The sequence below is a fragment of the Pseudomonas soli genome (genome assembly GCF_900110655.1).
Lineage (GTDB): Bacteria > Pseudomonadota > Gammaproteobacteria > Pseudomonadales > Pseudomonadaceae > Aquipseudomonas > Aquipseudomonas soli.
Genome location: NZ_FOEQ01000007.1, coordinates 112,305 through 136,486 on the forward strand (window position 1 = coordinate 112,305; position 24,182 = coordinate 136,486).

Sequence of the window (24,182 nt, forward strand, 5' to 3'; positions counted from 1 at the left end):
TCCTCGATGCGGGCTTTTTTGTTGGTTTTCCCGAGCCCATCGCGGGCTCGTGGGAGCGGGCTTGCCCCGCGATAGAGCCGGAACCGGCAGCACCCAAATCGCAGGCGAAAAAAAGGGGCGCCGACCAAGCGCCCCACAAGCCGTGTAGCACACAACGAAATCTGTCAGTCCAGCAACGCCATCGCCTCGGCGCTGCACGCCTCGATCCGCGCCCAGTCGCCGTTCTTGATCCAGCTGCTGTCGAGCATCCAAGTGCCGCCCACACACATCACATTGGGCAGGGCCATGTAGTTGCGCACGTTGGCCGGGTTGACCCCGCCAGTGGGGCAGAAGCGAATGTCGCCGAACGGGCCGCCGAACGCCTTGATGGCCGCCACGCCGCCACTGATCTCGGCGGGGAACAGCTTGAAGCGGCGATAGCCCAAGGCGTAGCCCATCATGATTTCCGACGGCGTGCTGATGCCTGGCAACAGCGGAATGTCGCTGTCCACACCCGCCTCGAGAATATCCTGGGTGATGCCCGGGGTGACGACGAACTGCGCCCCCGCCGCCTCGACCGCCGCGAACATGCCGCGGTCGAGCACGGTGCCAGCGCCGACGCACAACTCCGGGCGCTGCTCGCGCAGCACCTGGATGGCCTTCAGGCCGTGTTGCGAGCGCAGGGTCACTTCCAGGGTGCGGATGCCGCCGGCGGCCAGGGCATCGGCCAGGGGCAGGATGTCTTCCTCACGGGCGATGGTGATTACCGGCAGGATGCGCGCCTTGTTGCAGATCGCGTCGATCCGCGCGGCTTTGTCGGCCATCGAGAGCAAAGGCTGTGGGCGTTCGAGGGTGGTCATGACAATGGATCCTTGGCTCATGGGCACCAGTAGATGTCCAGGGGGTCGTGAAGAAAGGCGCGAATCGGCATTTCGGTTGGGTCTTCGGCCGCCAGCGCGGTGCGCAGGGTGGCTAGCTTGGCCGCGCCCTGCACCGACAACAGGGTCAGGCCGGCAGTGGCCAGCAGTGCGCGGGTCATGCTCAGGCGCTGGTGTGGCACGCTGGGTGCCAGCATCGGCAGGCAGCGGCGCTCACCGACCTTGGCCAGGCCCTGGCGCAGGTTGGGGCTGGCCGGGAACAGCGAGGCCGTATGACCATCGTCGCCCATGCCCAGCACCAGCACATCGATCGGCGGCAGGTCGGCCAGCACCTGGTCGGCCTGCTCGGCAGCGGCTTCGAGGGTCGCTGCGGGCTGGTAGAGCCCGATAAAGCGAGCCTTGGCCGCCGGTCCCTTGAACAGGTGGCGAGCCAGCAGGCCGGCGTTGCTGTCGTCGTGCGCCACCGGCACCCAGCGCTCGTCGGCCAGGCTCACGGTGACCCGGGTCCAGTCCAGCGCCTCGCCGGCCAGCTTCTCGAGAAACGGCACCGGGCTACGGCCGCCAGACAGCACCAGGCAGGCCTGCCCCTTGCTGGTGATCGCCTGGCGCAGGCGTTCAGCCACATCATGGGCCTGGGTCGCCGCCAGGGTTTTCGGATCGGCCAGCTGATGAACCTTCACGGTCGCCGGCAGTTGCAGTTCAGATATCGCCATACCAGGCCCTCCCATCACGTGTAATCAATGCAATCGAGCTCATCGGCCCCCAGGAACCGGCCGCATAGGGCTTGGGCGCGTCGCCGGTGTGCTTCCAGCCAGCGATCAGCTGGTCGCACCATTTCCAGGCGTATTCGATCTCGTCCTTGCGCACGAACAGGTTCTGGTTGCCGCGCATCACTTCCAGCAGCAACCGCTCGTAGGCGTCCGGGATCCGCGCGCTGCGCCAGGTGTCGGAGAAATTCAGCTGCAGCGGGCCGCTGCGCAGTTGCATGCCCTTGTCCAGGCCCTGTTCCTTGGTCATCACCCGCAGCGAAATACCCTCGTCCGGCTGCAGGCGAATGATCAGCTTGTTGCCGATTTGCAAACGCTGTTCCGGGGCGAAGATGTAGTGCGGGGTTTCCTTGAAGTGGATGACGATCTGCGACAGCTTCTGCGGCATGCGCTTGCCGGTGCGCAGGTAGAACGGCACGCCCGACCAGCGCCAGTTGCGGATATCGGCGCGCAGGGCGACGAAGGTCTCGGTGTCGCTCTGGGCGTTGGCGTTGTCCTCTTCGAGGTAACCCGGCACCGGCTTGCCGTCACTGAAACCGGCGATGTACTGGCCACGCACCACATGGGTGCTCAGCCCTTCTCCGGTGATCGGTGCCAGGGCCTTGAGCACCTTGACCTTCTCGTCGCGGATGCTGTCGGCCGAGAGATCGCTGGGCGGGTCCATGGCGATCAGGCAGAGCAGCTGCAACAGGTGGTTCTGGATCATGTCGCGCAGCTGGCCGGCCTTGTCGAAGTAGCCCCAGCGGCCCTCGATGCCGACTTTCTCGGCGACGGTGATCTCCACATGGGAGATGGAATTCTGGTTCCACTGGGTTTCGAACAGGCTGTTGGCGAAGCGCAGGGCGATCAGGTTCTGCACCGTCTCCTTGCCCAGGTAGTGGTCGATACGGTAGACCCGGCTCTCGGGGAAGAACCGCGCCACGGCGTCGTTGACCCGGCGCGACGACTCCAGGTCGTGGCCGATGGGCTTTTCCAGCACCACCCGGGTACGCGATGCCAGGCCGGCCTTGTCGAGGTTCTCGCAGATCGCGCCGTAGACCGCCGCCGCCGTGGCGAAGTAGGCGATAAGCGGCTGCCCGCTCGGTGCCTGTTCGGCCAAGGCCTGGTAGCCCTCGGGCTCGACGAAGTCCAGGTGCAGGTAATTCAAGCGCGCGAGGAAGCGCCCCAGGGAAGCGGCATCGATCTCGGCCTCCGGCACGTGGCGGCGCAGATGGGCTTCGATGTTGTTCATGTGCTCCTGCACACTGCCCGGCTCGCGGGCCAGGGCCAGCAGGCGGGTGTCGGGGTGCAGGAGGTCGGCGCGGTCGAGCTGGTAGAGCGCGGGGAACAGCTTGCGCAATGCCAGGTCGCCTAGGGCGCCAAAGAGGGCGAAGGTGCAGGGTTCGACACTGATCGCGGCCATGATGTTGGTTCTTTTATAAATGTTGGACTAGGAATACCGGTTTCAACCCTGCTTTTCAAGGGTTAATGTAGTAAAAACCACAACATTCAATACAGCCATTACAGACAAGTGGTGTGACAATCTTACCGACAGTAGGATACACACCAGCGAAAAAAGCCTGCTTCCCGACCCAAGGACACACCATGGACCGCGTGCGAAACCTCCTGGAACAGATCCAGGGCCGCCTCGACGAGTTGAACAAGGCCGAACGCAAGGTCGCCGAAGTCATCCTGCTCAACCCGCAACAAGCCACCCGCTTCAGCATCGCCGCCCTGGCCCAGGCAGCCAGTGTCAGCGAACCGACGGTCAACCGCTTCTGCCGCTCGTTCGGCGTCAGCGGCTACCCCGAACTCAAGCTGCAACTGGCGCAGAGCCTGGCCAGCGGCGCCGCCTATGTCAGCCGTGCGGTGGAGGCCGACGACGATCCGGCCGCCTACACCCAGAAGATCTTCGGCAGTGCCATTGCCTCGCTCGACAGCGCCTGCCAGGCGCTCGACCCGCAGCAGGTCAGCCGCGCCGTGGACATGATGATCCAGGCCCGGCAGATCCACTTCTTCGGCCTCGGCGCCTCGGCCCCGGTGGCCCTCGATGCGCAGCACAAGTTCTTCCGTTTCAACCTCGCCGTGTCGGCCCACGCCGATGTGCTGATGCAGCGCATGCTGGCTTCGGTGGCCCACACCGGCGACCTGTTCGTGATCATTTCCTACACCGGGCGCACCCGCGAACTGGTCGAAGTGGCGCGCCTGGCGCGGGAAAACGGCGCCTCGGTGCTCGGCCTCACCGCCGCCGGCTCGCCCCTTGCCCAGGCTTGCAGCCTGAGCCTGCATATCCCGCTGCCGGAAGACACCGACATCTACATGCCGATGACCTCGCGGATCATCCAGCTCACCGTGCTCGACGTGCTCGCCACCGGCATGACCTTGCGCCGCGGCGTGGACTTCCAGCCACACCTGCGCAAGATCAAGGAAAGCCTCAATGCCAGCCGCTACCCGATCGAGGACGACGACCTCAACTGAGCCGGTGCGCCTGCAAACGCAGGTGCGCCCGCTCGCCCGGCGCCAGGCTCAGGCCCTCGTCACTGCCGCTGGCCGCCTCCACGCAGACGAAGCCTTGGCACTCCCGCCCGCTCACGCCCATCAAGGGCCGATTGCCAGGGTGCCAGACCACGGTGTCGTCACTGTCGCCGGTATCGATGCACAGTTCGCGCTGCCAAGCCGGGTCCTGCAGCTGCACCCGCGGAGTGCCGGGATAGACCCGCTGGCAACCGCCCTTGAGGGTCAGCGCGCCATCTTCGCGGCAGGCCTGGCGATTGAGGCGGTCGTAGCCGTCGATGTCCTCCAGCCCGGATAGCGCTATCTTCGACACGTCGCTGATCCGCCAGTAGGCCAGCAGCGCATGGCTCAGCTGGCACGGTTCGCTGTCCTGGTGCTCGGTGCTCAGGCTCAACTCCATGCTCGCCCCGAGCCGGGCACGCAGGTCGACCTGCCAGTCGCACAGGTCCAGGCGCCATTTCAGGGTCACCCCTTCCTCGTCCTCGCGGCTGTCCACCAGCTTCCAGTCCAGCAGGCGCGCCCAGCCATGGGCCGGCCACAGGTCCTCGCTGGGATGGCGGCCATACCAGGGCCAGCACACCGGCACGCCACCACGGATGGCCCCCACCTGCGGCCACTGCTCGGCGCACCACAACCAGGGTTTCTCACCGGCGGGTTGAAAGTGCAGGAGCTGCCCGCCCTGGCGGCTGAACACCGCCTGGCAGCGAGGGTGGTCGATGATCAGCACATCGCGCTGCTGGTAACGCTCCCACTCGAAGGTCGGCCTCGGCCGTTGCGAGGTGAAGAAGCGATGTAGCGGATGTTCAGGCATGGTTTCCAAGCTCTTTTGTTGTTCGAGATAGCGCTGTCTCAGCCTGTGCCCGTTAACCACTGCAGACCAGTGGTTAGCGGGAGGCCGAAATGGATGGCGTAAATTTACAACAATTTTTCTCAGAATGACGACTGAATCTTCAATCCCGCGACCAGCGCGTTGTCCACTTCATCCACGCCGCCCGGGCTCTTGATGTACTGCAGGTTCGGGCGCACGGTCAGCCAGTTGGTGACATGGAAGCCATAGTAGAGCTCGGCGTTGTATTCGGTGCGCTGCAGCGGTGCAAAGCCTGGGTTGTCGTAGTCATTGATGCCGGACTGGGCATTGAGCAGCTCGGCGCGCTTTTTCACATCGTCGTTGACGTGGATACGGGCGATGCCAAAGCCGATATCGTCCTTGGGCCGGGCGTCAAAGGCGCCTTTATAGACCATGCCGACCTGCTGGTAGTTGTCGACCACGTTGGTGGCCTTGTCATGCACGGTGAAGTTGGCGAACAGGCTCAGGCCGCGGTTGACGTCGCCAGCATGGGCGGTGACCTGCTGCTGCGCCACCACCCACCAGCCGTGCTTGCTGGAGTGCGACTTGAACGCCGCGCCGGTCAGCGCCTGCGGGTTGCCGTTGATGTCGTCGTACACGTCGTCGGCCTTGGCAGTGCTGTAGTAGTAGCCCAGGCGGTACTCGCCCGGCAGGCCGTTGACCTTCGGCGACCACACCGCCTCCACCGGCAGGATCGCGCCCTTGGTGCCACTGCCGCTGAGCTTGAAGCCGTTGCCGGTCTCCAGGTTCGACGGGTTCTGCTCGTAGGCACCGACCTGGACGAAGAATTCCGGGGTGATGTTGTACTTGACCCGCAGCGCCCACTGGCTGACCGGCCAGTTGTACCAGATGCCGCCCACCCAGTTGCCCACCTGCGAGCCGCAGAAAGCCAGGTTCTGGAAGTCGCAGGGGAAGCTGTTGAAGTCCTCGCCCTCGCCGAAGCGGCCGAATTTCACGTCCAGCGCGCCGTCGAAGTACTTCTGCTTGACCCACATCTGCGTCAGGCGCCAGGTCTGGCCGCGCCCCCAGACCTCCTGCACCGAGCTGAACTGCCCGGCACGCGGGTCGCTGATGCGGTCGTTGGACAGGTTGCGGCCGCTGCGCTCGGTGATCGCCAGCTTGAACTCGGTGTCCTTCCAGCCGAAGATCTTCTCCAGGTCCAGGTGCGCGCCCAGGGCGAACTGGTCGCTGTAGCGCGCGGTCTTGTCGTCGTTGTAGCCACCGTGCAGGTTGCCGGCCACTTCGCCAACGTAGTCGAGGGTGAAGTCGTAGCCCTTCTCCAGCAGCTCGGTGCGGGTGCCGCCCCAGTCGCCGGTCATCCATTTCGATTCCGACGAGAAAGCCTCGGCGGCCTGGGCCCCGCTGCTGCCGACCACCGCCAGCAAGGCGAGCGATCCCAAGGTCTTGATGCGATTGCGATGTTCCATCCCTTTGCGTCCTCTTTTCTTGTTATGCATTGTTCTAGACGATTCAACGGCCTTTGAAGCGAGTCACGTTGTCCTTGATGGCAGTGCCACTGGCGGCGAGGTCGAGGCGCTCGCCGCTGCCGGCGTCGAACAGCAACACCCGCGCCGGGTCGAACTGCAGGTTGAGGCTGTCGCCCACCCGGCACGCCACATCCGGCGCCAGGCGGCAGCAGACCTTGGTCTGGTTGAGGGTGACGAACACCAGCAGATCCGGGCCAGTGGGCTCGGTGACCTGTACTTCGGCGCGGATCGCGGGCATGCCGTTGCCCTCCGCAGCGCCCAGCGAGATTTGTTCAGGGCGCACGCCGAGAATGATCTCGCGCCCCTCCAGCTCGTCCGCCGCCACGCCCAGCGGCAGCTCGCAGCGCGCCTGGCCGCTGTCGAGCAGTGCCAGCACCCGGCCGTCCTGCTTCATCAGGCGCACAGGGATGAAGTTCATCGGCGGCGAGCCGATGAAGCTGGCGACGAACAGGTTGGCCGGGTCGTTGTAGATCTGCTGCGGGGTGCCGAACTGCTGGATGATGCCGTCCTTCATCACCGCCACCTTGTCGCCCAGGGTCATGGCCTCGATCTGGTCATGGGTGACATACACCGTGGTGGTCTTCAGGCGCTGGTGCATCAGCTTGATCTCGGTGCGCATCTCTACCCGCAGCTTGGCGTCGAGATTCGACAGCGGTTCGTCGAACAGGTAGATCTTCGGCCGCCGCGCCAGCGCCCGGCCCATGGCCACGCGCTGCTGCTGGCCGCCGGACAACTGCCCGGGCTTGCGCCCCAGCAGGTGCTCGATCTGCAGCAGCTTGGCGACCCGCGCCACCTCCTCGTCGATGGCGGTCTGGGACATCTTGCGGATCTTCAGGCCAAAGGCGATGTTGTCGCGCACGTTCATGGTCGGGTACAGCGCGTAGGACTGGAACACCATGGCGATGTCGCGATCCTTGGGGCTCATGCCGCTGACATCCTCGTCGTCGATGAGGATCGCCCCGCCGCTGATGCTTTCCAGGCCGGCGATGCAGTTCATCAGCGTCGACTTGCCGCAGCCCGAGGGCCCGACCAGGATCAGGAACTCGCCGTCCTTGATCGCCAGCTGGATATCCTTGAGCGTGTCCGGCAGGCCAGCGCCATAGGTCTTGTGCACATTGCGAAGTTCGAGTGTTGCCATGACTTACCCCTTGACCGCGCCGGCGGTCAGCCCGCGCACGAAATACTTGCCCGCAATAACGTAGACCAGCAGCGTCGGCAGCCCGGCGATCATCGCCGCGGCCATGTCGACGTTGTATTCCTTGGCCCCGGTGCTGGTATTGACCAGGTTGTTCAGGGCCACGGTGATCGGTTGCGAGTCGCCGCTGGAGAACACCACGCCGAACAGGAAGTCGTTCCAGATCTGGGTAAACTGCCAGATCAGGCAGACCATGATGATCGGCGTCGACATCGGCAGGATGATCCGCCCGAAGATGGTGAAGAACCCGGCGCCGTCCAGGCGTGCGGCCTTGACCAGCGCCTCGGGGATGCTCACGTAGTAGTTGCGGAAGAACAATGTGGTGAAGGCCAGGCCGTACACCACATGCACCAGCACTAGGCCGCTGGTGGTGCTGGCCAGGCCCAGCTTGCCGAGGGTGAACGAGGCCGGCAGCAGCACGGTCTGGAACGGCAGGAAGCAGCCGAACAGCAGCAGGCCGAAGAACAGCTGCGAGCCACGGAAGCGCCACATCGACAGCACATAGCCGTTGAGCGCGCCGATCGCCGTGGAGATCAGCACCGCCGGCACGGTGATCAGGATCGAGTTGAGGAAGTAGCCGTTGACCGTGGCCCAGGCCTTGGCCCAGCCGATGCCGGTGAACGCCGCCGGCCAGCTCAGCAGGTTGCCGCTGCCGATGTCCTCGGGGGTCTTGAAGCTGGTCAGCAGCATGACCACCAGCGGCACCAGGTACAGCAGCACCGCCAGCAGCAGCACCGCATGGATGGCGATGCGGCTGAGGTTCAGCGCGGGTTTGTCGACAGGACTAGTCATGGCGTTTGCCCCGTAGTTCGGAGTACAGGTAGGGGACGATGATCGCCAGGATCGCGCCCAGCATGAGGATGGCGCTGGCCGAGCCCATGCCCATCTGCCCACGGCTGAAGGTGAACGAGTACATGAACATCGCTGGCAGGTCCGAGGAGTAGCCCGGCCCGCCCGCAGTCATCGCCGCCACCAGGTCGAAGCTCTTGATCGCGATGTGCGCGAGGATCATCAGCGAACTGAAGAACACCGGGCGCAGGCTGGGCAGAACCACGGTCCAGTAGATGCGCGGCAGGCTGGCGCCATCGAGCTGCGCGGCGCGGATGATCGACTGGTCGACGCCGCGCAGGCCAGCGAGGAACATCGCCATGATGAAGCCCGAGGCTTGCCACACGGCAGCGATCACCAGGCAATAGACCACCCGGTCGGGGTCGATCAGCCAGTCCAGGCGAAAGCCTTCCCAGCCCCAGTCACGCAGCAGCTTGTCCAGGCCCATGCCGGGGTTGAGCAGCCACTTCCAGGCGGTACCGGTGACGATCATCGACAGCGCCATGGGGTACAGGTAGATGGTGCGGATGAAGCCTTCGCGGCGGATGCGCTGGTCGAGCAGCACGGCAAGGAACACGCCGATGGCCAGGGTGATGCCGATGAACAACCCGCCGAACAGCAGCAGGTTCTTGCTCGCCACCCACCAGCGGTCGTTGTCGAACAGCCGGGCGTACTGCGCCAGGCCTGCCCACTTGTAGGTGGGCAGGAAGGTCGAGGTGGTGAACGAGAGGACGAAGGTCCACAGGATGTAGCCGTAGAAGCCCACCAGGACGATGAACATGCTTGGCGCCAGCACCAGTTTCGGCAGCCAACGCTGCAGCGCGTCCAGGGGTGAGGCCCGCAGGCGGGCGGTTGCTGTAGTCATGATCTGGGTTCCCGATGCGAGATTGCCTGCGCGGGCCTCATCGCTGGCAAGCCAGCTCCCACAGGTACAGGTGTGCTCCGCTGTACCTGTGGGAGCCGCGGTTCGCCGCCGCGGCTTGCCGGCGATAGGGCCGTCAGATCCTTACTTGGCGGCGTTGACGGCTGCGGCCAGCTTCTTCGCCGCGTCGGCCGGATCGGCCTTGGGATCGTTGATGTAGTTGGTCACCACATCGAAGAATGCCCCTTGTACCGCCAGGGTGGTGGCCATGTTGTGCGCCATGCTCGGTTGCAGGCCGCCGGACTTGGCGTCGGCCAGGAAGTCCTTGGCCGCCGTCTGGGCACAGCTGTCGAAGCCGTACTTGCCCATGTCGGCGAGCATGTCGTTACGCACCGGGATCGAGCCCTTGTTGATGCTGAAGACCTTCTGGAAGTCCTCGCCCAGGACCTTGCGGGCGATGTCCTGCTGGCCTGCAGCGGTACCCTTGTCCTTCTGCTTGAATACCACCAGCGAGTCGATGTTGTAGAGGAAGGCCTTGTCGGTGCCCGGGAAGGCCACGCACTGGTAGTCCTTGCCGGCGGTCTTCTTCGCCAGGGTCCATTCGCTCTTGGCCCAGTCGCCCATGATCTGCATGCCGGCCTTGCCGTTGATGACCTTGGCCGCTTCAAGGTTCCAGTCCTGGCCCTTGCCGTCCGGGTCCATGTAGGTGGCGACCTTCTTGAGCTCGGTGAGCGCCTTGACCATCTCGGGGCCGGTCAGGGCCTTTTCATCCAGCTCGACCAGGGCCTTCTTGTAGCCCTCGACGCCCATCACCGAGAGCACCACGCTCTCGAATACGGTGCTGTCCTGCCAGGGTTGGCCACCATGAGCCAGCGGGATGAAGCCGGCGGCCTTGAGTTTGTCACCGGCGGCGTAGAACTCCTCAAGGGTGGTCGGGGCCTTGTCGATACCGGCCTTCTTGAACACTTCCGGATTGATCCACAGCCAGTTGATGCGGTGGATGTTCACCGGCACGGCCACGTAGTCGCCGTCGTACTTGACGGTGTCGGCGACTTTCTTGTCGAGCAGGCCGTCCCACTTCTCGTCCTTGGCCACGTCCTTTAGCACGTCGGGATCAAGCAACCCGGTGGCGGCCCAATCCTGAATATCCGGGCCCTTGATCTGCGCGACCCCGGGCGGGTTGCCAGCCACGGCGCGGCTCTTGAGCACGGTCATGGCGGTGGCGCCACCGCCGCCAGCCACGGCGCCGTCCTTCCAGGTGAAGCCGTCCTTCTCGACCTGCGCCTTGAGCACGTCGACTGCGGCCTTCTCGCCGCCGGAGGTCCACCAATGGACGACTTCCACGCTGCCTTTGGAGTCGGCGGCCTGGGCACTGAGGGAGAACAGGGAGGCGAAGGAGATCGCGGCGGCGAGACGAAGCGTCGGATGCATGGGATTACCTTTCTTGTTGTTATGCGAGGCAAGACTGTCGCTTGCATGGCATGGAGTGTAGGGAGGTCGCGCCCGGCGCCAGGTAACGAACGGATGCGCGAATGTCATCGTCTGGTTACAAAGCCAGCGCCGTGGCCAGGCTCGGCGCCAGCGGCAGGCGTGGCAGCAGCAAGGCCTGGTAGGCGTGGTAGAGGTCGGGCTTGCCGCCCCAGATGCGCGCACTGGGCAGCAGCGCCGGGTCGAGTTCGTGGTGCCAGCTGCCGTGGGCGCAGTCGATGAAGTGACTGGCGATGAAGTCCCAGAAGCAGCGGTACCAGTGTTCGTACTGGGCTTCACCGGTACGTCGCAACAGCGCCGCGGCAGTGGCACAGGCCTCGGCATGCACCCAGTGCAGGCGCTCGCGCACCACCGGGCGGTTGTGCCAGTCCAGGGTGTAGACCAGCCCCGGCGCGCCATCTGCCTGCCAGGCGTGGCGACAGGCGCTGTCGAACAGGCCCCGGGCGGCGGGCAGCAAGGACTCGGGCGCAGGCAGTTGCGCCCTTTGCAGGGCCGCCTCCAGGTGCAGTACCAGGCGCGCCCATTCGAAGGCGTGGCCGGGCGTGGTCCCGTAAGGACGGAAGCCATCGACGGGGTTTTCGCGGTTGTAGTCGGGGAGCGCCTGCCACTGCGCATCGAAATGTTCCGTGACGCGCATGCCGTCGGCAGCGGCGCGGGTCAGGATCAAGCGCTCGACGATCCGTTGGGCGCGCAGCAACCACTGCGTGTCGCCGGTCACGTCGGCCAGGGAGAGGAAGGCTTCGACGCCGTGCATGTTGCTGTTGGCGCCCCGGTAGGCCTCCGCGTGCAGCCAGTCGCGGGAGAACGACTCGCGCAGGGCGCCCTCCTCTTCGCACCAGAAGCGCTGCTCGATGACCTGGGTCACCGCCTCCAGCAACGCCGACGCCTGGCTGATGCCCGCCACCACCGCCGAGCTGGCGGCGAGGGCGACGAAGGCGTGCAGGTAGGCGGCCTTGCCGGTGTCGCCATGACCTTCAGGCTGCGCGTACCAACCGTCATGCTCCTTGTCGCGCAACGGGCCTTGCAGGGCCTCGACACCATGCCCGACCAGTTCGCGGCAACCCGGAACGCCCTGGATATGCGCCAGGGCAAAGCTGTGGGTCATGCGCGCGGTGTTCATGGTCTCGGCCAGGGCGCAACGGGGCAGGCGGCCTTCGTCATCGAGGTTGCCGAACCCCTGGGGCAGGCGCGAAGTCCTGGCGAAGGCGAGCAGGCGCAGGGCCTCGGCGTCGAGCCAGGCATGGTGTGTCGGGGAGTCAAGCCAGCTGATGGCCATGGGTGCACCTTCCTTGTTGTTGTCAGCCGATTCTAGCCAGCGGTCCTGGCTGGCATGTCACGAAGCCCGGCTCGATTGTCACCACATCGTTACATCGAAGCGCTTATCGCGTAGCAAGGGCTCATTCGGCTGAACGCGGCAGGTACAAGGTCACCCGCAACCCACCTTCGCGCAGGTTCAACAGGCTCACCTCGCCGCCATGGCTATGGGCGATGTTGCGCGCGATGCCCAGCCCCAGCCCATACCCCTGCTGCTGCCCGGCGAGGCGGAAGTGCGGCTCGAACACTTGCTCCAGGCGCTGTTCGGGCACCCCCGGCCCCTGGTCGTCCACCTGCAGCACGAAGCTCTCGGCGGTATCGATGATGCGCAGCTGCGCGCGCTCGCCGTACTTGATGGCGTTGTCAATCAGGTTGCCGATGCAGCGGCGCAAGGCCAGCGATTTTCCGGGGTACGGTGCCAATGCCTGCCCCTCCACGGTGATGCGCCCATCGCCGAGATAAGGCTCGGCCAGCATCTCCAGTACCTGGTTGAGATCGATCGGCTCGATGTTCTCGTGGATATCGGTGTCCTTCACGCATTGCAGGGCGCCCTTGACCAGCAGCTCCAGCTCATCGAGGTCGCGGCTGAACTTGGCCTGCAGCTTCTCGTCCTCAAGCAGCTCCACCCGCAGGCGCAGGCGCGTGATCGGTGTGCGCAGGTCGTGGGAAATGGCGCTGAACAGCTGGGAACGCTCGGTCAGGTAGCGGCTGATCCGCTCGCGCATGTTGTTGAACGCCCGCCCCACCTCGACCACCTCGCTACCGCCGCCCTCGGCCACTGGGGCCACGTCGGCACCCAGCGACATTTCCCGCGCCGCCCGTGCCAGGCGTTTGAGCGGCCGGCTCTGCCAGTGCACCAGCAGGCCGATGAACAGCAACAACAGCACGGTAGTCAGGGCAATGAAACCGATCTGCTGACGCGGCAGGCGTTCGGCCTCGAGGCTGGTGTAGGGCTCAGGCAACAGCGAGGCGATGTACAGCCACTCGCCCTCGCCGAGGCGGAGCTGGGTCACCAGTACCGGCGGGTTGAGCGGCTCGAGGGTGAGCGAATAGTGCGCCCAGGAGCGGGGCAGCTCATCGAGTTTCAGGCCGCTGTTGAAGATGCGCAGATCGTCAGGGCTGACGAACTCAACGGAGATCTCCATCTGCTGGCCAAGGCGCTCGTGCAGCACCTCTTGAAAAACGTCGATCACCGCCTGCTTGCGCGGGGTGATCGGCAACACCGGCATTTCCAGCGGCTTGACGTTGAGCGAGACGAAGAAGCGCGTGCCACCCATGCTGCGCAACTGGTCCAGCACCATGGGCCGGTAGGCCACCGGCAGCGAACGGAAGTAGCTGACACTGGCACTCATCGAATGCGCGAGGCTGCTGGCGCTGGCGCGCAAGCCCTGCAGCTGGCTGGCGCGCAATTGCGCGACCCAGATCACGCTGGACAGGCCCTGGGCCAGCAACACTACCAGCAAGGTAAGCAGCAGCATGCGCCCCAGCAGCGAGCGCGGCAGCAGGCGCCAGCGACGCTCGTCAGGCCGGGCAGACATTGGCCGCCAGCAGGTAGCCGCTGCCGCGCACGGTACGGATCAGCCGGGGTGGTTTTTCCGTGTCGCGCAGGCGCTGGCGCAGGCGGCTGACCGCCATGTCGACGATACGGTCCAGCGGCATCGGCTCGCGACCACGGGTGGCGTTGCCGATGGTGTCGCGGTCGAGGATCTGCTGCGGGTGATCGAGAAACAGCTTGAGCAGGGCGAAGTCGGCGCCGGAGAGGATCACCTCTTCGCCGTCGCGGTGGAACAGACGGTGGCTGATCGTGTCGAGGCGCCAGTCATCGAAGGCCAGCACCGCACTGGCCGGCGCCGCCTGGCCGAAATCGGCACGACGCAACAAGGCCTTGATCCGCGCCTGCAACTCACGCGGGCTGAAGGGTTTGCCGAGGTAGTCATCGGCGCCCAGCTCCAGGCCGATGACCCGGTCGGCTTCATCGGAACTGGCGGTAAGCATGATGATCGGCACCCGCGCCTGGCGCGGGTGCTGGCGAACCCAGCGACACAGGCTGAAGCCGTCTTCGTCGGGCAGCATCACGTCGAGGATCACCAGGTCGTAGGAGTTGGCGTCCAGGGCGCGGCGAAAGCCCTGGCCGTCAGGTTCGGCGTGCACCTGCAGGCCGCAGCGGGCGAGGTAGGTCTGCAGCAGTTCGCGGATGTCCTGGTCGTCGTCGACCATCAGGATCGATTTGCCGGCAGTGGTCACAATGGTCAGTCCTTTTGTAAACGCAGATCTTGATGCCTGCTGTGGGGGGCCGCAGTGCGGCTCCGTCGGTTAGAGGTCCAGCGCTTGCTGCAAAGCCACTCCGGCCCCCAGCAACCCGGAAAACTTTGCCGTCACCAGCCACACCGGCACCCCGGCGAAATACCCGCTCATGCAGCCCTTGTCGGCGAAGCTCGCGGCAAAGCCGCTGCGCAGGAACAATTCGGCGAAACGGGGAATCACGCCACCGACAATGTAGACGCCACCCCGCGCCCCGAGGGTGAGCACATTGTTGCCCGCCACCCGGCCGAGGAACCGGCAGAACTGCTCGACCACCGCCAGCGCCCGTGGCTCGTTGGCCAGCGCCGCGTCGGTGATCTGCGCCGGGGTCTTGTGCGTCGGCGCAGCACCATCGAGCGCACAAATGGCCTGGTACAGGCGCACCAGCCCACCGCCACTGAGCACGGTCTCGGCACTGACATGGCCGATCTGCCGATGGATTTCCTGGTGGATCGCCGCCTCACGGGCATTGCCCACCGGCAGGTCGACATGCCCGCCCTCCCCCGGCAGTGCCAGCCAATGCTCACCGTGGCGCAGCAGGCTGCCCACGCCCAGGCCGGTGCCGGGGCCGATCACCAGCGCCGGGCGCGATGGATCGGCGAGGCCTGCGCAGACTTCACGAAATTCGCCTGCGCGCAGGCGGGTCATGCCCAGCGCCATCGCGGAAAAGTCGTTGATCAACAACAGGCGATCGACCTGCAGCGTCTGGCAGAACGCACTGCGGCTCAGGCGCCAGTGGTTGTTGGTAAAGCGGAACTCGTCGCCGTCCACGGGGCCTGCCACCGCCAGGCACACCGCCGCCAGGCCGCCACGGGCGATACCCTGGTCGGCCAGGTAGGCCTCGATGGCCTGTTCGGGGCTGGTGTAGTCGGCGGTGGCCAGCACCTGGACCGCCTGCAGTTCTTCGTCGCGCCACACGGCGAAACGCGCGTTGGTGCCACCGATGTCGCCGACCAGCAAGGCCTTCATTCGAGGTTCTCCAGAGCCGAGGTGAAGGCGCTCGCGCCTTGCTCGGCGGAACTGAACGCCACACGCATGAAGCCGAACAGCTCACGCCCGCAGCCCAGGTCGTTACCCTTGGGTGGCGCTGGCAGTTCACGGCCGGCCAGTTCCTCGGCCGAGACCATGATCCGCAGCGTGCCTTCGGCACCATCGACGCGCACGATATCACCATCGCGCACCCGCGCCAGCGGGCCACCATCAAAAGCCTCCGGGCAGACGTGGATGGCCGCCGGGATCTTGCCCGAAGCACCGGACATGCGCCCGTCGGTAACCAGCGCCACCTTGAAGCCGCGATCCTGCAGCACGCCGAGGAAAGGCGTCAGCTTGTGCAGCTCGGGCATGCCGTTGCAGCGCGGCCCCTGGAAACGCACCACCGCGACGAAGTCCCGCTCCAGCTCGCCTGCCTTGAACGCATCGGCCAGCGACTGCTGGTCATGGAACACCCGGGCAGGCGCCTCGACCACCCGGTGCTCGGGCGCCACGGCGGAAACCTTCATCACGCCACGGCCAAGGTTGCCTTCCATCACCCGCAACCCGCCCTCGGCGGAGAACGGCCGCGCCACCGGGCGCAGGATGCTTTCGTCGAGGCTGTGCCGCGGCCCCTCGCGCCAGACCAGGCGGCCATCCTCGAGGAACGGCTCCTGGGTGTAGCGGCGCAGGCCGTGCCCGGCCACGGTGTTGACGTCCTCGTGCAGCAGGCCCGCGTCGAGCAGCTCGCGAATGAGGAAGGCCATGCCGCCGGAGGCCTGGAAGTGGTTGATGTCGGCCTTGCCGTTGGGATAGACGTGGGACAGCGTCGGCACCACATCGGACAGGTCGGCCATGTCCTGCCAGGTCAGCTGGATGCCGGCGGCCTGGGCGATGGCCGGGATATGCAGGGTGTGGTTGGTCGAGCCGCCGGTGGCGTGCAGGGCGACAATCGAGTTGACCAGGGCCTTTTCGTCGACGATCTCGCCAATGGGCATGAAGCTGCCACTGGCCTTGGTCATGCGCGTGACCTGGCGCGCGGCCTCGGCGGTAAGGGCATCGCGCAGCGGCGTGTAGGGGTTGACGAACGAGGCGCCCGGAAGGTGCAGACCCATGACCTCCATCACCAGTTGGTTGGTGTTGGCGGTGCCGTAGAAAGTGCAGGTACCGGGGCCGTGGTAGCTCTTCATTTCCGATTCGAGCAGTTGCTCGCGGGTGGCCTTGCCCTCGGCGTAGCGCTGGCGCACATCGGCCTTTTCCTTGTTGGAAATGCCCGAGACCATCGGCCCGCCCGGCACGAAGATCGTCGGCAGGTGGCCGAAACGCAAGGCGCCCATCATCAGCCCGGGGACGATCTTGTCGCAGATGCCCAGCATCAGCGCGCCATCGAACATGTTGTGCGAGAGGGCGATGGCGGTGGACATGGCGATCACCTCGCGGCTGGCGATGGCCAGCTCCATGCCCGGCTCGCCCTGGGTGACGCCGTCGCACATGGCCGGCACGCCGCCGGCGAACTGGCCGACCGAACCGACTTCACGCAGCGCCTGTTTGATCTGTTCGGGGAAGTGCTGGTACGGCTGGTGCGCCGAGAGCATGTCGTTGTAGGCCGAGACGATGGCCACGTTGGCCGCGTTCATCAGGCGCAGGGTCTGCTTGTCGTCCCCGCCGCAGCCGGCCACGCCATGGGCGAAGTTGGCGCACTGCAACTGGGCGCGCATGGGTCCGTCACTGGCCGCCCCACGGATCAGCTCAAGGTAGCGTTCACGGGTACGGCGGCTGCGGGCGATCAGCCGTTCGGTGACCTCAAGGATGCGCGGATGCATGTACTGGACTCCAGGCTAACTGTGGGGCGGCTTTACTGGGGCATTTTCCCTCCAAACGATTGCGACCTAGTCTCTATGAAAAGGCGCCAGCACCGCTCGACAAGGGGACAACCCAACCACTCGTTGTATGTTTAAACAAAATACTGCCAGCAAAAAGGCTTGTTTTCTATCTCTCGGTGAATAATCTTGTAATTCCAACAACAAAACCGTTTCAGTGAAGCTGTCCTTTGTGCCACAGGCTTCACCCGACTGCCAGAGGTAATACCATGACCCTACGCATCGCCATCAACGGATTCGGCCGCATCGGACGCAACGTCCTGCGCGCACTGTACACGCAGGGCTACCGCCAGGACCTGCAGGTCGTCGCCATCAACGACCTGGGCGACAGCGCGATGAATGCCCACCTGCTCAAGTACGACAGCGTCCACGGCACCTTCGATGCCACTGTCGAGGCCGACCACGAAAGCCTCACCGTCAATGGCGACCGTATCGCCGTCAGCGCCATCCGCAACCCTGCCGAGCTGCCCTGGAAAACCTTGGCCATCGATGTGGTGTTCGAATGCACCGGGCTGTTCACCGAACGTGCCAAGGCCGCGGCGCACTTGAGCGCCGGGGCCGGCAAGGTGATCGTCAGCGCCCCGGCCAAGGGTGTCGACGCCACCGTGGTCTACGGGGTCAACCACGATGTGCTGCGCGCCTCGCACCAGATCATCTCCAACGCCTCGTGCACCACCAACTGCCTGGCGCCGATTGCCCAGGTGCTGCACCGCGAGTTCGGCATCGAGCAAGGCCTGATGACCACCATTCACGCCTATACCAACGATCAGGTCCTCACCGACGTCTACCACAGCGATCCGTATCGCGCCCGCTCGGCCACCCAATCGATGATCCCGAGCAAGACCGGCGCTGCCGAAGCCGTGGGCCTGGTCCTGCCGGAACTGGCCGGCAAGCTCACCGGAATGGCCGTACGGGTGCCGGTGATCAACGTGTCGCTGGTCGACCTCACGGTCAACCTGCAGCGCGAAACCAGCGCCGAAGAAGTCAACCAGCTGTTCCTCGAGGCCAGCCGTCATTCCCGGGTACTGGGCTACAACGCCCTGCCGCTGGTGTCGTGCGACTTCAACCACAACCCGCTGTCGTCGATCTTCGACGCCAACCACACCCGCGCCAACGGGCGGATGCTCAAGGTGCTGGCCTGGTACGACAACGAGTGGGGCTTCTCCAACCGCATGCTGGACAATTGCCTGGCGTTGTTCAACGCGCGTTAAGGCAGGGTCAGGTCTTCAGAGTAAGGTCTTGTGGGAGTGGGCTGCTGCCACAAGCTTTACTCATTCGTGACATTTCCATGCTTGACCTTGGTCGGTGATGATAAGCATTATCATTCATCCCAAAACGCCCAGGTTCCCCCGTGAGTCAGTCCCGGTTCAACTCAGTGTTCCTCACCCAGCGTCTCACCCTGCTGCGCACGCTGCAGCGCATGGTGGGCAACCCCAGCACTGCCGAGGACCTGCTGCAGGAAACCTATCTGCGGGTCACCCGCGCCCTGGGCGAGCGCCCGATCGAGCACCTGGAACCCTTCGTGTTCCAGACCGCCCGCAACCTTGCCCTGGACCACCTGCGCACGCGCCGGGTGCAAGCGCGCACCTTGGTGGACGACGTGCCCGAACAGGTCCTGCATAACGTCGCAGCCCCTGCCGCGAGCAGCGAGGATGCCGCCCACGCCGAGCAACTGCTCAAGCACCTGAGCGTCAGCCTCGGCCAGTTGAGCGAACGCCAGCAGCGCATCTTCATCCTCAGCCGCCTGCACGGCGCCAGCTACCTGGAAATCGCCGAGCAGTTGAGCGTCTCGGCCAGCACCGTGCAGAAGGAGCTGAAACTGATCATGGCCATCTGCATGGGCGTGGCCGATCGTCACCAGTGACGCGACCGCTCGCCGCTGGTCAGCGCAAAGCCCTTGCCATGGGCAAGTTCTGCACTGATCATGCGCCAAAAATGCCCAATGCAAGGATCCGTCGTGACCGACCACCCCACCCCTCGCCCGTCACCCGCCGAGCCTGATGCCCGCGCCCGTGCACGCGAAGAGGCGCTGGACTGGTTGATCCGCCTGCAATGCGCCAGCGAAGACGACACCCGCGCTTTCGAGCACTGGCTGGGCGCCGAGCCGGAAAACGCCGAGGCCTATGTCGAAGCCGAGGCGATGTGGAACGGCGCATCGCTGCGCCAGGTGGCCGGGCAACTGCAGCAACGGCGCAAGCGCTCGCTTGCCGGGCGCCTGCGCAGCCACTGGAAACCTTTGGCCACCGCCGCGGTGCTGCTGGTCGGGCTGTTCACGTTCGGCAACCTGCCGGTGCGCCTGCAGGCCGACCATCTGACCGTGGTCGGCGAGCGCCAGCGCCTGGAGCTGGACCACGGCGCCAAGGTGCTGCTCAACACCAATTCGGCCTTTGCCAGCGACGAGCGCGAAGGCCGCAAGGTCGCCCGGCTGTTGCAGGGCGAGGCGTACTTCCAGGTGTCCAACACCAGCCAGCCGCCGCTGGAAGTCCAGGCCGGCCCACTGCGCGCCAGCGTGCGCGACACCGATTTCGCCGTACGCTACCTCGATGGCGAGGCCCAGGTGCGGGTACAACGCGGCGATGTCGACCTGCAGGCCGCGAGCGACCAACGCATCCGCCTGAGCGCCGGCGACAGCATCAGCGTCGGCCCCAAGGGCTTCGGCCAGCGCCAGCGCCCCGACATGAGCAAGGACCTGGCCTGGATCGAAGGCCGCCTGGTGTTCGAGAACTGCCCGCTGAGCCAGGTGCTCGCGGAGGTCCGCCGCTACTACCCGGGCTGGATCATCAACCGCAACGCGCACCTGGAGCAGGTCGCGGTCACCGGCAACTATCGCCTCGACCAGCCGCTGGAAACGCTGCGTGCCCTGGCCCACATCACCTCGGCGCAACTGCATGAATACCCAGCCGTGGTAATTCTTAACTGACCTTGCAAGTTTTTTTACGCGATCGCCACACCTCGCCCGTCTCGTTATAGCCAATACGATTGATTCTCGTTCGAAAACGAGAACAAACACTGTTTATGACTCACGCGCGACAGGGAGCGCTTTCGATGCCCAAAGGTCAAACCCGCCCGTCCTCTTCTTCCCGCCGCTGCGGGCAATTGTCCCTGTTGACCTTGGCTTTGCTCGCCAGCGGCGCCTGCAGCCTGCCCGCGCTGGCCGTGGAACCGGCCCAGGCGAGTAGCCCGCGCATGGGCGATTACCGCTTCGCCATCGCCCAGCAACCGCTGGTCGAAGCCATCAATGCCTTCAGCCAGGTCACCGGCTGGCAGGTCGGCTTCAGTGCCGAGCTGGCCGACGGTGTGGCCTCGCCGGGCGTACAGGGATCGCTGGCCCCGGAAGCGGCGCTGCAGCGCCTGCTGCGCGGCACCGGCCTGGGCTACCGCAAGATCAGCAATGGCAACGTGGTGCTGGAACGCCAGGCCGCCGGCAACGCCATCGCCCTGCAGCAGGTGACCGTCAGCGCCACCCGCAGCGCCCAGGACGTCAGCCAGGTGCCGAGCACCGTCAGCGTGCAGACCCGCGAGCAACTGGACCGGCAGAACGTCAACGACATCAAGGAACTGGTGCGCTATGAGCCGGGTGTTTCCGTCGGTGGCGTCGGCCAGCGCAGCGGCCTGAATGGCTACAACATTCGCGGCATCGACGGTGAACGTATCCTGACCCAGGTCGACGGCGTGTCGATCCCCGACAGTTTCTTCTATGGCCCCTACGCCCAGACCCAGCGCAACTATGTCGACCCGGAAATCGTCAAGCGCGTCGAGATCCTCCGCGGCCCGGCCTCGGTGCTGTACGGCAGCAACGCCATCGGCGGCGCGGTGAGCTACTACACCCTCGATCCCGAGGACATCATCAAGCCGGGCAAGGATGTCGGCGCCCGTCTGAAGACCGGCTACAGCTCGGCCGACGAAAGCTGGCTGACCTCGGCTACCGTCGCCGGTCGCCAGGGCGATTTCGATGGCCTGCTGCACCTGAGCCAACGTAACGGCCATGAAACCGAATCGTATGGCGAACACGGCGGCACCGGCCTGAACCGCAGCAAGGCCAACCCGGAGGACGTGCGCACCACCAACGTCCTGGCCAAGCTTGGCTGGAACTACGCCGACGATGCCCGCTTCGGCTTCACCTACGAGCACTACAAGGACGACCGCGACCAGAACATCCTCAGCGCCGTCGGAGGCCCCTTCATTCCGGGCCGCGGCGCCTCGAACATGTATCGGATGCGCCAGGGCGACGACACCGTTACCCGCGAGCGCTTTGGCATCAACCATGAGTTCGGCCTTGAAAGCCTGGTCGCCGACCACGTGAAATGGAGCCTGAACTACCAGATCGCCAAGACCGACCAACGCACCGACGAGCTGTATTTCGCCAGTGGCCGCCAGGTGTTCCGCGATCGCCAGACCACCTACAAGGACCGCCAGTGGGTATTCGACGCCCAGCTGGACAAGGCTTTCAGCCTGGGTGCCACCGACCACCTGCTGACCTACGGCACGACCCTCAAGCATGAAAAGATCACCGGTTCACGCAGCGGTACCGGCACCTGCCTCAACGTCGGCGGCAGCTGTACGGCGATCGGCCAGAATAGCCCCGGCGACGGCCAGGTACGGGTCAGCGACTTCCCCGACCCGACGGTCAACACCTACAGCCTGTTCGCCCAGGACGAAATCCGCTGGAACAACTGGACCTTCCTGCCCGGCGCTCGGTACGACTACACCCGCATGGAACCGCAGATGACCAGCGAGTTCCTGCGCGGGGTCCAGGGTAACGGTGCAGCGCCTGGGGCCATCGACGACGCAGACAAGAAATGGCACCGCGTTTCGCCAAAATTCGGCGTGACCTATGCCTTCAACGACAACTACACCTGGTACGGCCAATACGCCGAGGGCTTCCGTACCCCGACCGCCAAGGCCATGTTCGGCCGCTTCGACAACCCGACCCTGGGCTACAGCGTCCAACCCAACCCGGACCTCGAGCCAGAGAAGAGCAAGAGCTACGAAACCGGCCTGCGCGGTAACTTCGAGGCCGGCAACTTCGATATCGCGGTGTTCTACAACAAGTACCGCGACTTCATCAACGAAGACGCCGTGCAGTCGGCCAACCTGGGTTCGACCTTCCAGGCCAACAACATCAAGCACGCCACCATCAAGGGCGCGGAGTTCAAGGGCCGCCTCAACCTCGACCACTTCGGCGCTGCCCAGGGCCTGTACACCCAAGGCTCGCTGGCCTATGCCCGCGGCCGCAACGATGACAACGGTCAGCCACTGAACAGCGTCAACCCGCTGACCGCGGTCCTCGGCCTGGGCTACGAGCAACAGAACTATGGGGGGCTGCTGAGCTGGACCCTGGTCAAGCGCAAGGACCGCGTCGACGACTCCACCTTCTTCGCCCCCGATGGCGCCAGCAAGCAGTTCCGCACGCCTGGCTACGGCGTGCTGGACCTGACCGGCTACTACAAAGTGACCGACGACATCACCGTCAACGCAGGCCTCTACAACCTGACCGACAAGAAGTACTGGCAGTGGGATGACGTACGTGGCTACGACGCGCTTGGCGAAGCGGGAGTGACCCAGCCGGCCAATCTCGATCGCCTGACCATGCCGGGCCGCAACTTTGCCATCAACCTGGTGTGGGACATCTGACGGGTTGAGATCGCCATCGCCGGACAAGCTCGTTCCCCCAGTTCCCGCGTGGGAGCGGGCTTGCCCGGCGCTGCATCGAGCCCTGTGCGAATGATTTCACTTCGCAGGTGAGGTTTTTTTACTGTTCCGCGTCTTCTGTTTCGTCTTGTCACTAGACGCCCCATTTTCCAAGGATGCCCCCATGACCGCCCCTTCCACCGAACGCGCCAACCTGCGCTCCCAGCGCCTGAACCAGGTCACCCATGCCCCGCACACCGAGCTGGACGCCCTGGTCAAGTCGCACAAGCCGTTCGACAGCCGCGAGAGCTTCGCCCGCTTCGTGGTCGCCCAGTACCTGTTCCAGTCCGAGTTGCAGGCGCTGTACACCGACCCGCAACTGATCGCCATCGTCCCCGACCTGGCCGAGCGCTGCCGCGCCGAGCAGGCCCGCCTCGACCTGGCCGACCTCGACACCGAAGTGCCCGCGCCCTTCGCCGGCGCCCTGGGCAAGCCAAGCCTGGGCGAAGCCCTGGGCTGGATCTTCGTCTCCGAAGGCTCCAAACTGGGCGCCGCATTCCTGATCAAGCGCGCCGTGGCCCTGGAACTGTCCGAAACCTTCGGTGCCCGTCACCTGGGCGAACCGGCCGGCGGTCGCGCCGAAGGCTGGAAACAGTTCACCCGCATCCTCGACAGCCTGGACCTGTCGCCCGAGGAAGACGCCGCCGCCGAACGTGGCGCGGTCGCCGCCTTCGAGCGCTTCACCGAGCTGCTCAAGCATGCCTATGCCGCCGACGCGGCGCTGGCCTGACACGCTTTACCCGGCCGTCTGCGGGCGGCCGCACCGTTGCAGTGAGACCATGACCCGAATCGCCCGCTCCAAAGTATCCCGCCTGCTGTATGCGATCCTGGCCTATGTGAGCCTGGGCATTGGCCTGGTCGCCATCGTCATTCCCGGGCTGCCCACCACCGAGTTCATCCTCCTCGCCGCCTGGGCCGCTACCCGCAGCTCGCCGCGGCTGTCCGCGTGGCTCGAGAACCACCGACTGTTCGGCCCGATCCTCTTCAATTGGCGCAACGGCAAGGTGATCCAGCGGCGCGCCAAGATCAGCGCCACTATCAGCATGTTGCTATGCGCAAGCCTCATGCTGATCGTCCTCGAGCACCACTGGCCCGTATTCCTTGCCATCGGCGGCATGGCGCTCGGCAACCTATGGATCTGGTCACGCCCGGAACGGCCTGTTCCGCAAGGCAGCGTCGAATTGCAAAATTGATTCAATCGCG

General features: G+C 65.2%; 21 protein-coding genes. 7 read left to right on the forward strand and 14 right to left on the reverse strand.

The window, feature by feature from the left end; genetic code table 11:
• Positions 1 to 164: 164 nt before the first annotated feature.
• The 3 genes from BMY03_RS16475 to zwf are packed head-to-tail and all read right to left on the reverse strand — an operon-like array spanning position 165 to position 3,026.
• Positions 165 to 839 (reverse strand): bifunctional 4-hydroxy-2-oxoglutarate aldolase/2-dehydro-3-deoxy-phosphogluconate aldolase, encoded by a 675-nt coding sequence (locus BMY03_RS16475; protein ID WP_046854326.1) that lies wholly within the window; start codon positions 837 to 839, stop codon positions 165 to 167.
• Positions 840 to 856: 17 nt separating this feature from the next.
• Positions 857 to 1,570, reverse strand: a complete 714-nt coding sequence (pgl, locus tag BMY03_RS16480; RefSeq protein ID WP_094011685.1) for a 6-phosphogluconolactonase — start codon at positions 1,568 to 1,570, stop codon at positions 857 to 859.
• Positions 1,557 to 3,026: a glucose-6-phosphate dehydrogenase gene (gene zwf / locus BMY03_RS16485; protein WP_038706735.1), complete on the reverse strand. Its 1,470-nt coding sequence runs from the start codon at positions 3,024 to 3,026 to the stop codon at positions 1,557 to 1,559. The genes pgl and zwf overlap by 14 nt, the downstream gene beginning before the upstream one ends.
• Before the next feature lie 191 nt (positions 3,027 to 3,217).
• Between zwf and hexR the strand changes: the two genes are divergently transcribed.
• Complete coding sequence (gene hexR, locus BMY03_RS16490; RefSeq protein ID WP_172670918.1) at positions 3,218 to 4,081, forward strand: DNA-binding transcriptional regulator HexR; 864 nt, start codon at positions 3,218 to 3,220, stop codon at positions 4,079 to 4,081.
• On the opposite strand, the gene BMY03_RS16495 is transcribed toward hexR, so the two are convergent.
• The 11 genes from BMY03_RS16495 to edd form a co-directional block, all read right to left on the reverse strand.
• Positions 4,074 to 4,928: a D-hexose-6-phosphate mutarotase gene (locus tag BMY03_RS16495; RefSeq protein WP_094011686.1), complete on the reverse strand. Its 855-nt coding sequence runs from the start codon at positions 4,926 to 4,928 to the stop codon at positions 4,074 to 4,076. The two genes, hexR and BMY03_RS16495, sit on opposite strands and share 8 nt — an antisense overlap.
• A gap of 119 nt (positions 4,929 to 5,047) precedes the next feature.
• On the reverse strand, positions 5,048 to 6,421 hold the full coding sequence (locus BMY03_RS16500; protein ID WP_371041597.1) for a carbohydrate porin: 1,374 nt from the start codon (positions 6,419 to 6,421) through the stop codon (positions 5,048 to 5,050).
• Between the two features lie 13 nt (positions 6,422 to 6,434).
• Positions 6,435 to 7,589, reverse strand: a complete 1,155-nt coding sequence (locus BMY03_RS16505) for an ABC transporter ATP-binding protein (protein ID WP_094011687.1) — start codon at positions 7,587 to 7,589, stop codon at positions 6,435 to 6,437.
• A 3-nt stretch (positions 7,590 to 7,592) separates the two neighbouring features.
• The gene (locus BMY03_RS16510) at positions 7,593 to 8,438 is read right to left on the reverse strand and encodes a carbohydrate ABC transporter permease (protein WP_023630394.1); all 846 of its coding nucleotides are present in this window, start codon (positions 8,436 to 8,438) and stop codon (positions 7,593 to 7,595) included.
• Positions 8,431 to 9,339, reverse strand: a complete 909-nt coding sequence (locus tag BMY03_RS16515; protein ID WP_023630395.1) for a carbohydrate ABC transporter permease — start codon at positions 9,337 to 9,339, stop codon at positions 8,431 to 8,433. The genes BMY03_RS16510 and BMY03_RS16515 overlap by 8 nt, the downstream gene beginning before the upstream one ends.
• Positions 9,340 to 9,480: 141 nt before the next feature.
• On the reverse strand, positions 9,481 to 10,767 hold the full coding sequence (locus tag BMY03_RS16520) for an ABC transporter substrate-binding protein (protein WP_094011688.1): 1,287 nt from the start codon (positions 10,765 to 10,767) through the stop codon (positions 9,481 to 9,483).
• Between the two features lie 115 nt (positions 10,768 to 10,882).
• Positions 10,883 to 12,100: a D-mannose isomerase gene (locus BMY03_RS16525; RefSeq protein ID WP_094011689.1), complete on the reverse strand. Its 1,218-nt coding sequence runs from the start codon at positions 12,098 to 12,100 to the stop codon at positions 10,883 to 10,885.
• Between the two features lie 121 nt (positions 12,101 to 12,221).
• Positions 12,222 to 13,676 (reverse strand): ATP-binding protein, encoded by a 1,455-nt coding sequence (locus BMY03_RS16530; RefSeq protein WP_094011690.1) that lies wholly within the window; start codon positions 13,674 to 13,676, stop codon positions 12,222 to 12,224.
• Positions 13,660 to 14,355 (reverse strand): response regulator, encoded by a 696-nt coding sequence (locus tag BMY03_RS16535; RefSeq protein WP_201754994.1) that lies wholly within the window; start codon positions 14,353 to 14,355, stop codon positions 13,660 to 13,662. The genes BMY03_RS16530 and BMY03_RS16535 overlap by 17 nt, the downstream gene beginning before the upstream one ends.
• Positions 14,356 to 14,451: 96 nt before the next feature.
• Complete coding sequence (locus BMY03_RS16540) at positions 14,452 to 15,408, reverse strand: glucokinase (RefSeq protein ID WP_094011691.1); 957 nt, start codon at positions 15,406 to 15,408, stop codon at positions 14,452 to 14,454.
• Positions 15,405 to 17,231, reverse strand: coding sequence for a phosphogluconate dehydratase (gene edd, locus BMY03_RS16545; RefSeq protein ID WP_094011692.1), 1,827 nt, complete (start codon positions 17,229 to 17,231; stop codon positions 15,405 to 15,407). Before edd ends, BMY03_RS16540 begins: the two co-directional genes overlap by 4 nt.
• Before the next feature lie 266 nt (positions 17,232 to 17,497).
• Here edd and gap point away from each other — a divergent pair, with 266 nt between their 5' ends.
• The 6 genes from gap (at position 17,498) to BMY03_RS16575 (ending at position 24,172) form a co-directional block, all read left to right on the forward strand.
• Positions 17,498 to 18,499: a type I glyceraldehyde-3-phosphate dehydrogenase gene (gene gap, locus BMY03_RS16550; protein WP_038706743.1), complete on the forward strand. Its 1,002-nt coding sequence runs from the start codon at positions 17,498 to 17,500 to the stop codon at positions 18,497 to 18,499.
• A 140-nt stretch (positions 18,500 to 18,639) separates the two neighbouring features.
• A complete protein-coding gene (locus tag BMY03_RS16555; RefSeq protein WP_023632569.1) occupies positions 18,640 to 19,152 on the forward strand; it encodes an RNA polymerase sigma factor in 513 nt (170 codons plus the stop codon).
• 93 nt (positions 19,153 to 19,245) lie between these two features.
• The gene (locus BMY03_RS16560; RefSeq protein ID WP_038706744.1) at positions 19,246 to 20,208 is read left to right on the forward strand and encodes a FecR family protein; all 963 of its coding nucleotides are present in this window, start codon (positions 19,246 to 19,248) and stop codon (positions 20,206 to 20,208) included.
• 125 nt (positions 20,209 to 20,333) lie between these two features.
• Positions 20,334 to 22,922 (forward strand): TonB-dependent receptor, encoded by a 2,589-nt coding sequence (locus BMY03_RS16565; RefSeq protein ID WP_094011693.1) that lies wholly within the window; start codon positions 20,334 to 20,336, stop codon positions 22,920 to 22,922.
• A gap of 181 nt (positions 22,923 to 23,103) precedes the next feature.
• Complete coding sequence (locus tag BMY03_RS16570) at positions 23,104 to 23,709, forward strand: biliverdin-producing heme oxygenase (protein ID WP_038706745.1); 606 nt, start codon at positions 23,104 to 23,106, stop codon at positions 23,707 to 23,709.
• A gap of 49 nt (positions 23,710 to 23,758) precedes the next feature.
• Positions 23,759 to 24,172 (forward strand): YbaN family protein, encoded by a 414-nt coding sequence (locus tag BMY03_RS16575; protein ID WP_031315060.1) that lies wholly within the window; start codon positions 23,759 to 23,761, stop codon positions 24,170 to 24,172.
• Positions 24,173 to 24,182 lie beyond the last annotated feature (10 nt).

Excerpts from the sequence above, each read along its gene's own strand:
- BMY03_RS16475 (WP_046854326.1), bottom strand. The coding sequence starts at position 839 with ATGACCACCCTCGAACGCCCACAGCCTTTGCTCTCGATGGCCGACAAA.
- pgl (WP_094011685.1), bottom strand. The coding sequence starts at position 1,570 with ATGGCGATATCTGAACTGCAACTGCCGGCGACCGTGAAGGTTCATCAG.
- zwf (WP_038706735.1), bottom strand. The coding sequence starts at position 3,026 with ATGGCCGCGATCAGTGTCGAACCCTGCACCTTCGCCCTCTTTGGCGCC.
- BMY03_RS16495 (WP_094011686.1), bottom strand. The coding sequence starts at position 4,928 with ATGCCTGAACATCCGCTACATCGCTTCTTCACCTCGCAACGGCCGAGG.
- BMY03_RS16500 (WP_371041597.1), bottom strand. The coding sequence starts at position 6,421 with ATGCATAACAAGAAAAGAGGACGCAAAGGGATGGAACATCGCAATCGC.
- BMY03_RS16505 (WP_094011687.1), bottom strand. The coding sequence starts at position 7,589 with ATGGCAACACTCGAACTTCGCAATGTGCACAAGACCTATGGCGCTGGC.
- BMY03_RS16510 (WP_023630394.1), bottom strand. The coding sequence starts at position 8,438 with ATGACTAGTCCTGTCGACAAACCCGCGCTGAACCTCAGCCGCATCGCC.
- BMY03_RS16515 (WP_023630395.1), bottom strand. The coding sequence starts at position 9,339 with ATGACTACAGCAACCGCCCGCCTGCGGGCCTCACCCCTGGACGCGCTG.
- BMY03_RS16520 (WP_094011688.1), bottom strand. The coding sequence starts at position 10,767 with ATGCATCCGACGCTTCGTCTCGCCGCCGCGATCTCCTTCGCCTCCCTG.
- BMY03_RS16525 (WP_094011689.1), bottom strand. The coding sequence starts at position 12,100 with ATGGCCATCAGCTGGCTTGACTCCCCGACACACCATGCCTGGCTCGAC.
- BMY03_RS16530 (WP_094011690.1), bottom strand. The coding sequence starts at position 13,676 with ATGTCTGCCCGGCCTGACGAGCGTCGCTGGCGCCTGCTGCCGCGCTCG.
- BMY03_RS16535 (WP_201754994.1), bottom strand. The coding sequence starts at position 14,355 with ATGGTCGACGACGACCAGGACATCCGCGAACTGCTGCAGACCTACCTC.
- BMY03_RS16540 (WP_094011691.1), bottom strand. The coding sequence starts at position 15,408 with ATGAAGGCCTTGCTGGTCGGCGACATCGGTGGCACCAACGCGCGTTTC.
- edd (WP_094011692.1), bottom strand. The coding sequence starts at position 17,231 with ATGCATCCGCGCATCCTTGAGGTCACCGAACGGCTGATCGCCCGCAGC.
- gap (WP_038706743.1), top strand. The coding sequence starts at position 17,498 with ATGACCCTACGCATCGCCATCAACGGATTCGGCCGCATCGGACGCAAC.
- BMY03_RS16565 (WP_094011693.1), top strand. The coding sequence starts at position 20,334 with ATGCCCAAAGGTCAAACCCGCCCGTCCTCTTCTTCCCGCCGCTGCGGG.
- BMY03_RS16570 (WP_038706745.1), top strand. The coding sequence starts at position 23,104 with ATGACCGCCCCTTCCACCGAACGCGCCAACCTGCGCTCCCAGCGCCTG.
- BMY03_RS16575 (WP_031315060.1), top strand. The coding sequence starts at position 23,759 with ATGACCCGAATCGCCCGCTCCAAAGTATCCCGCCTGCTGTATGCGATC.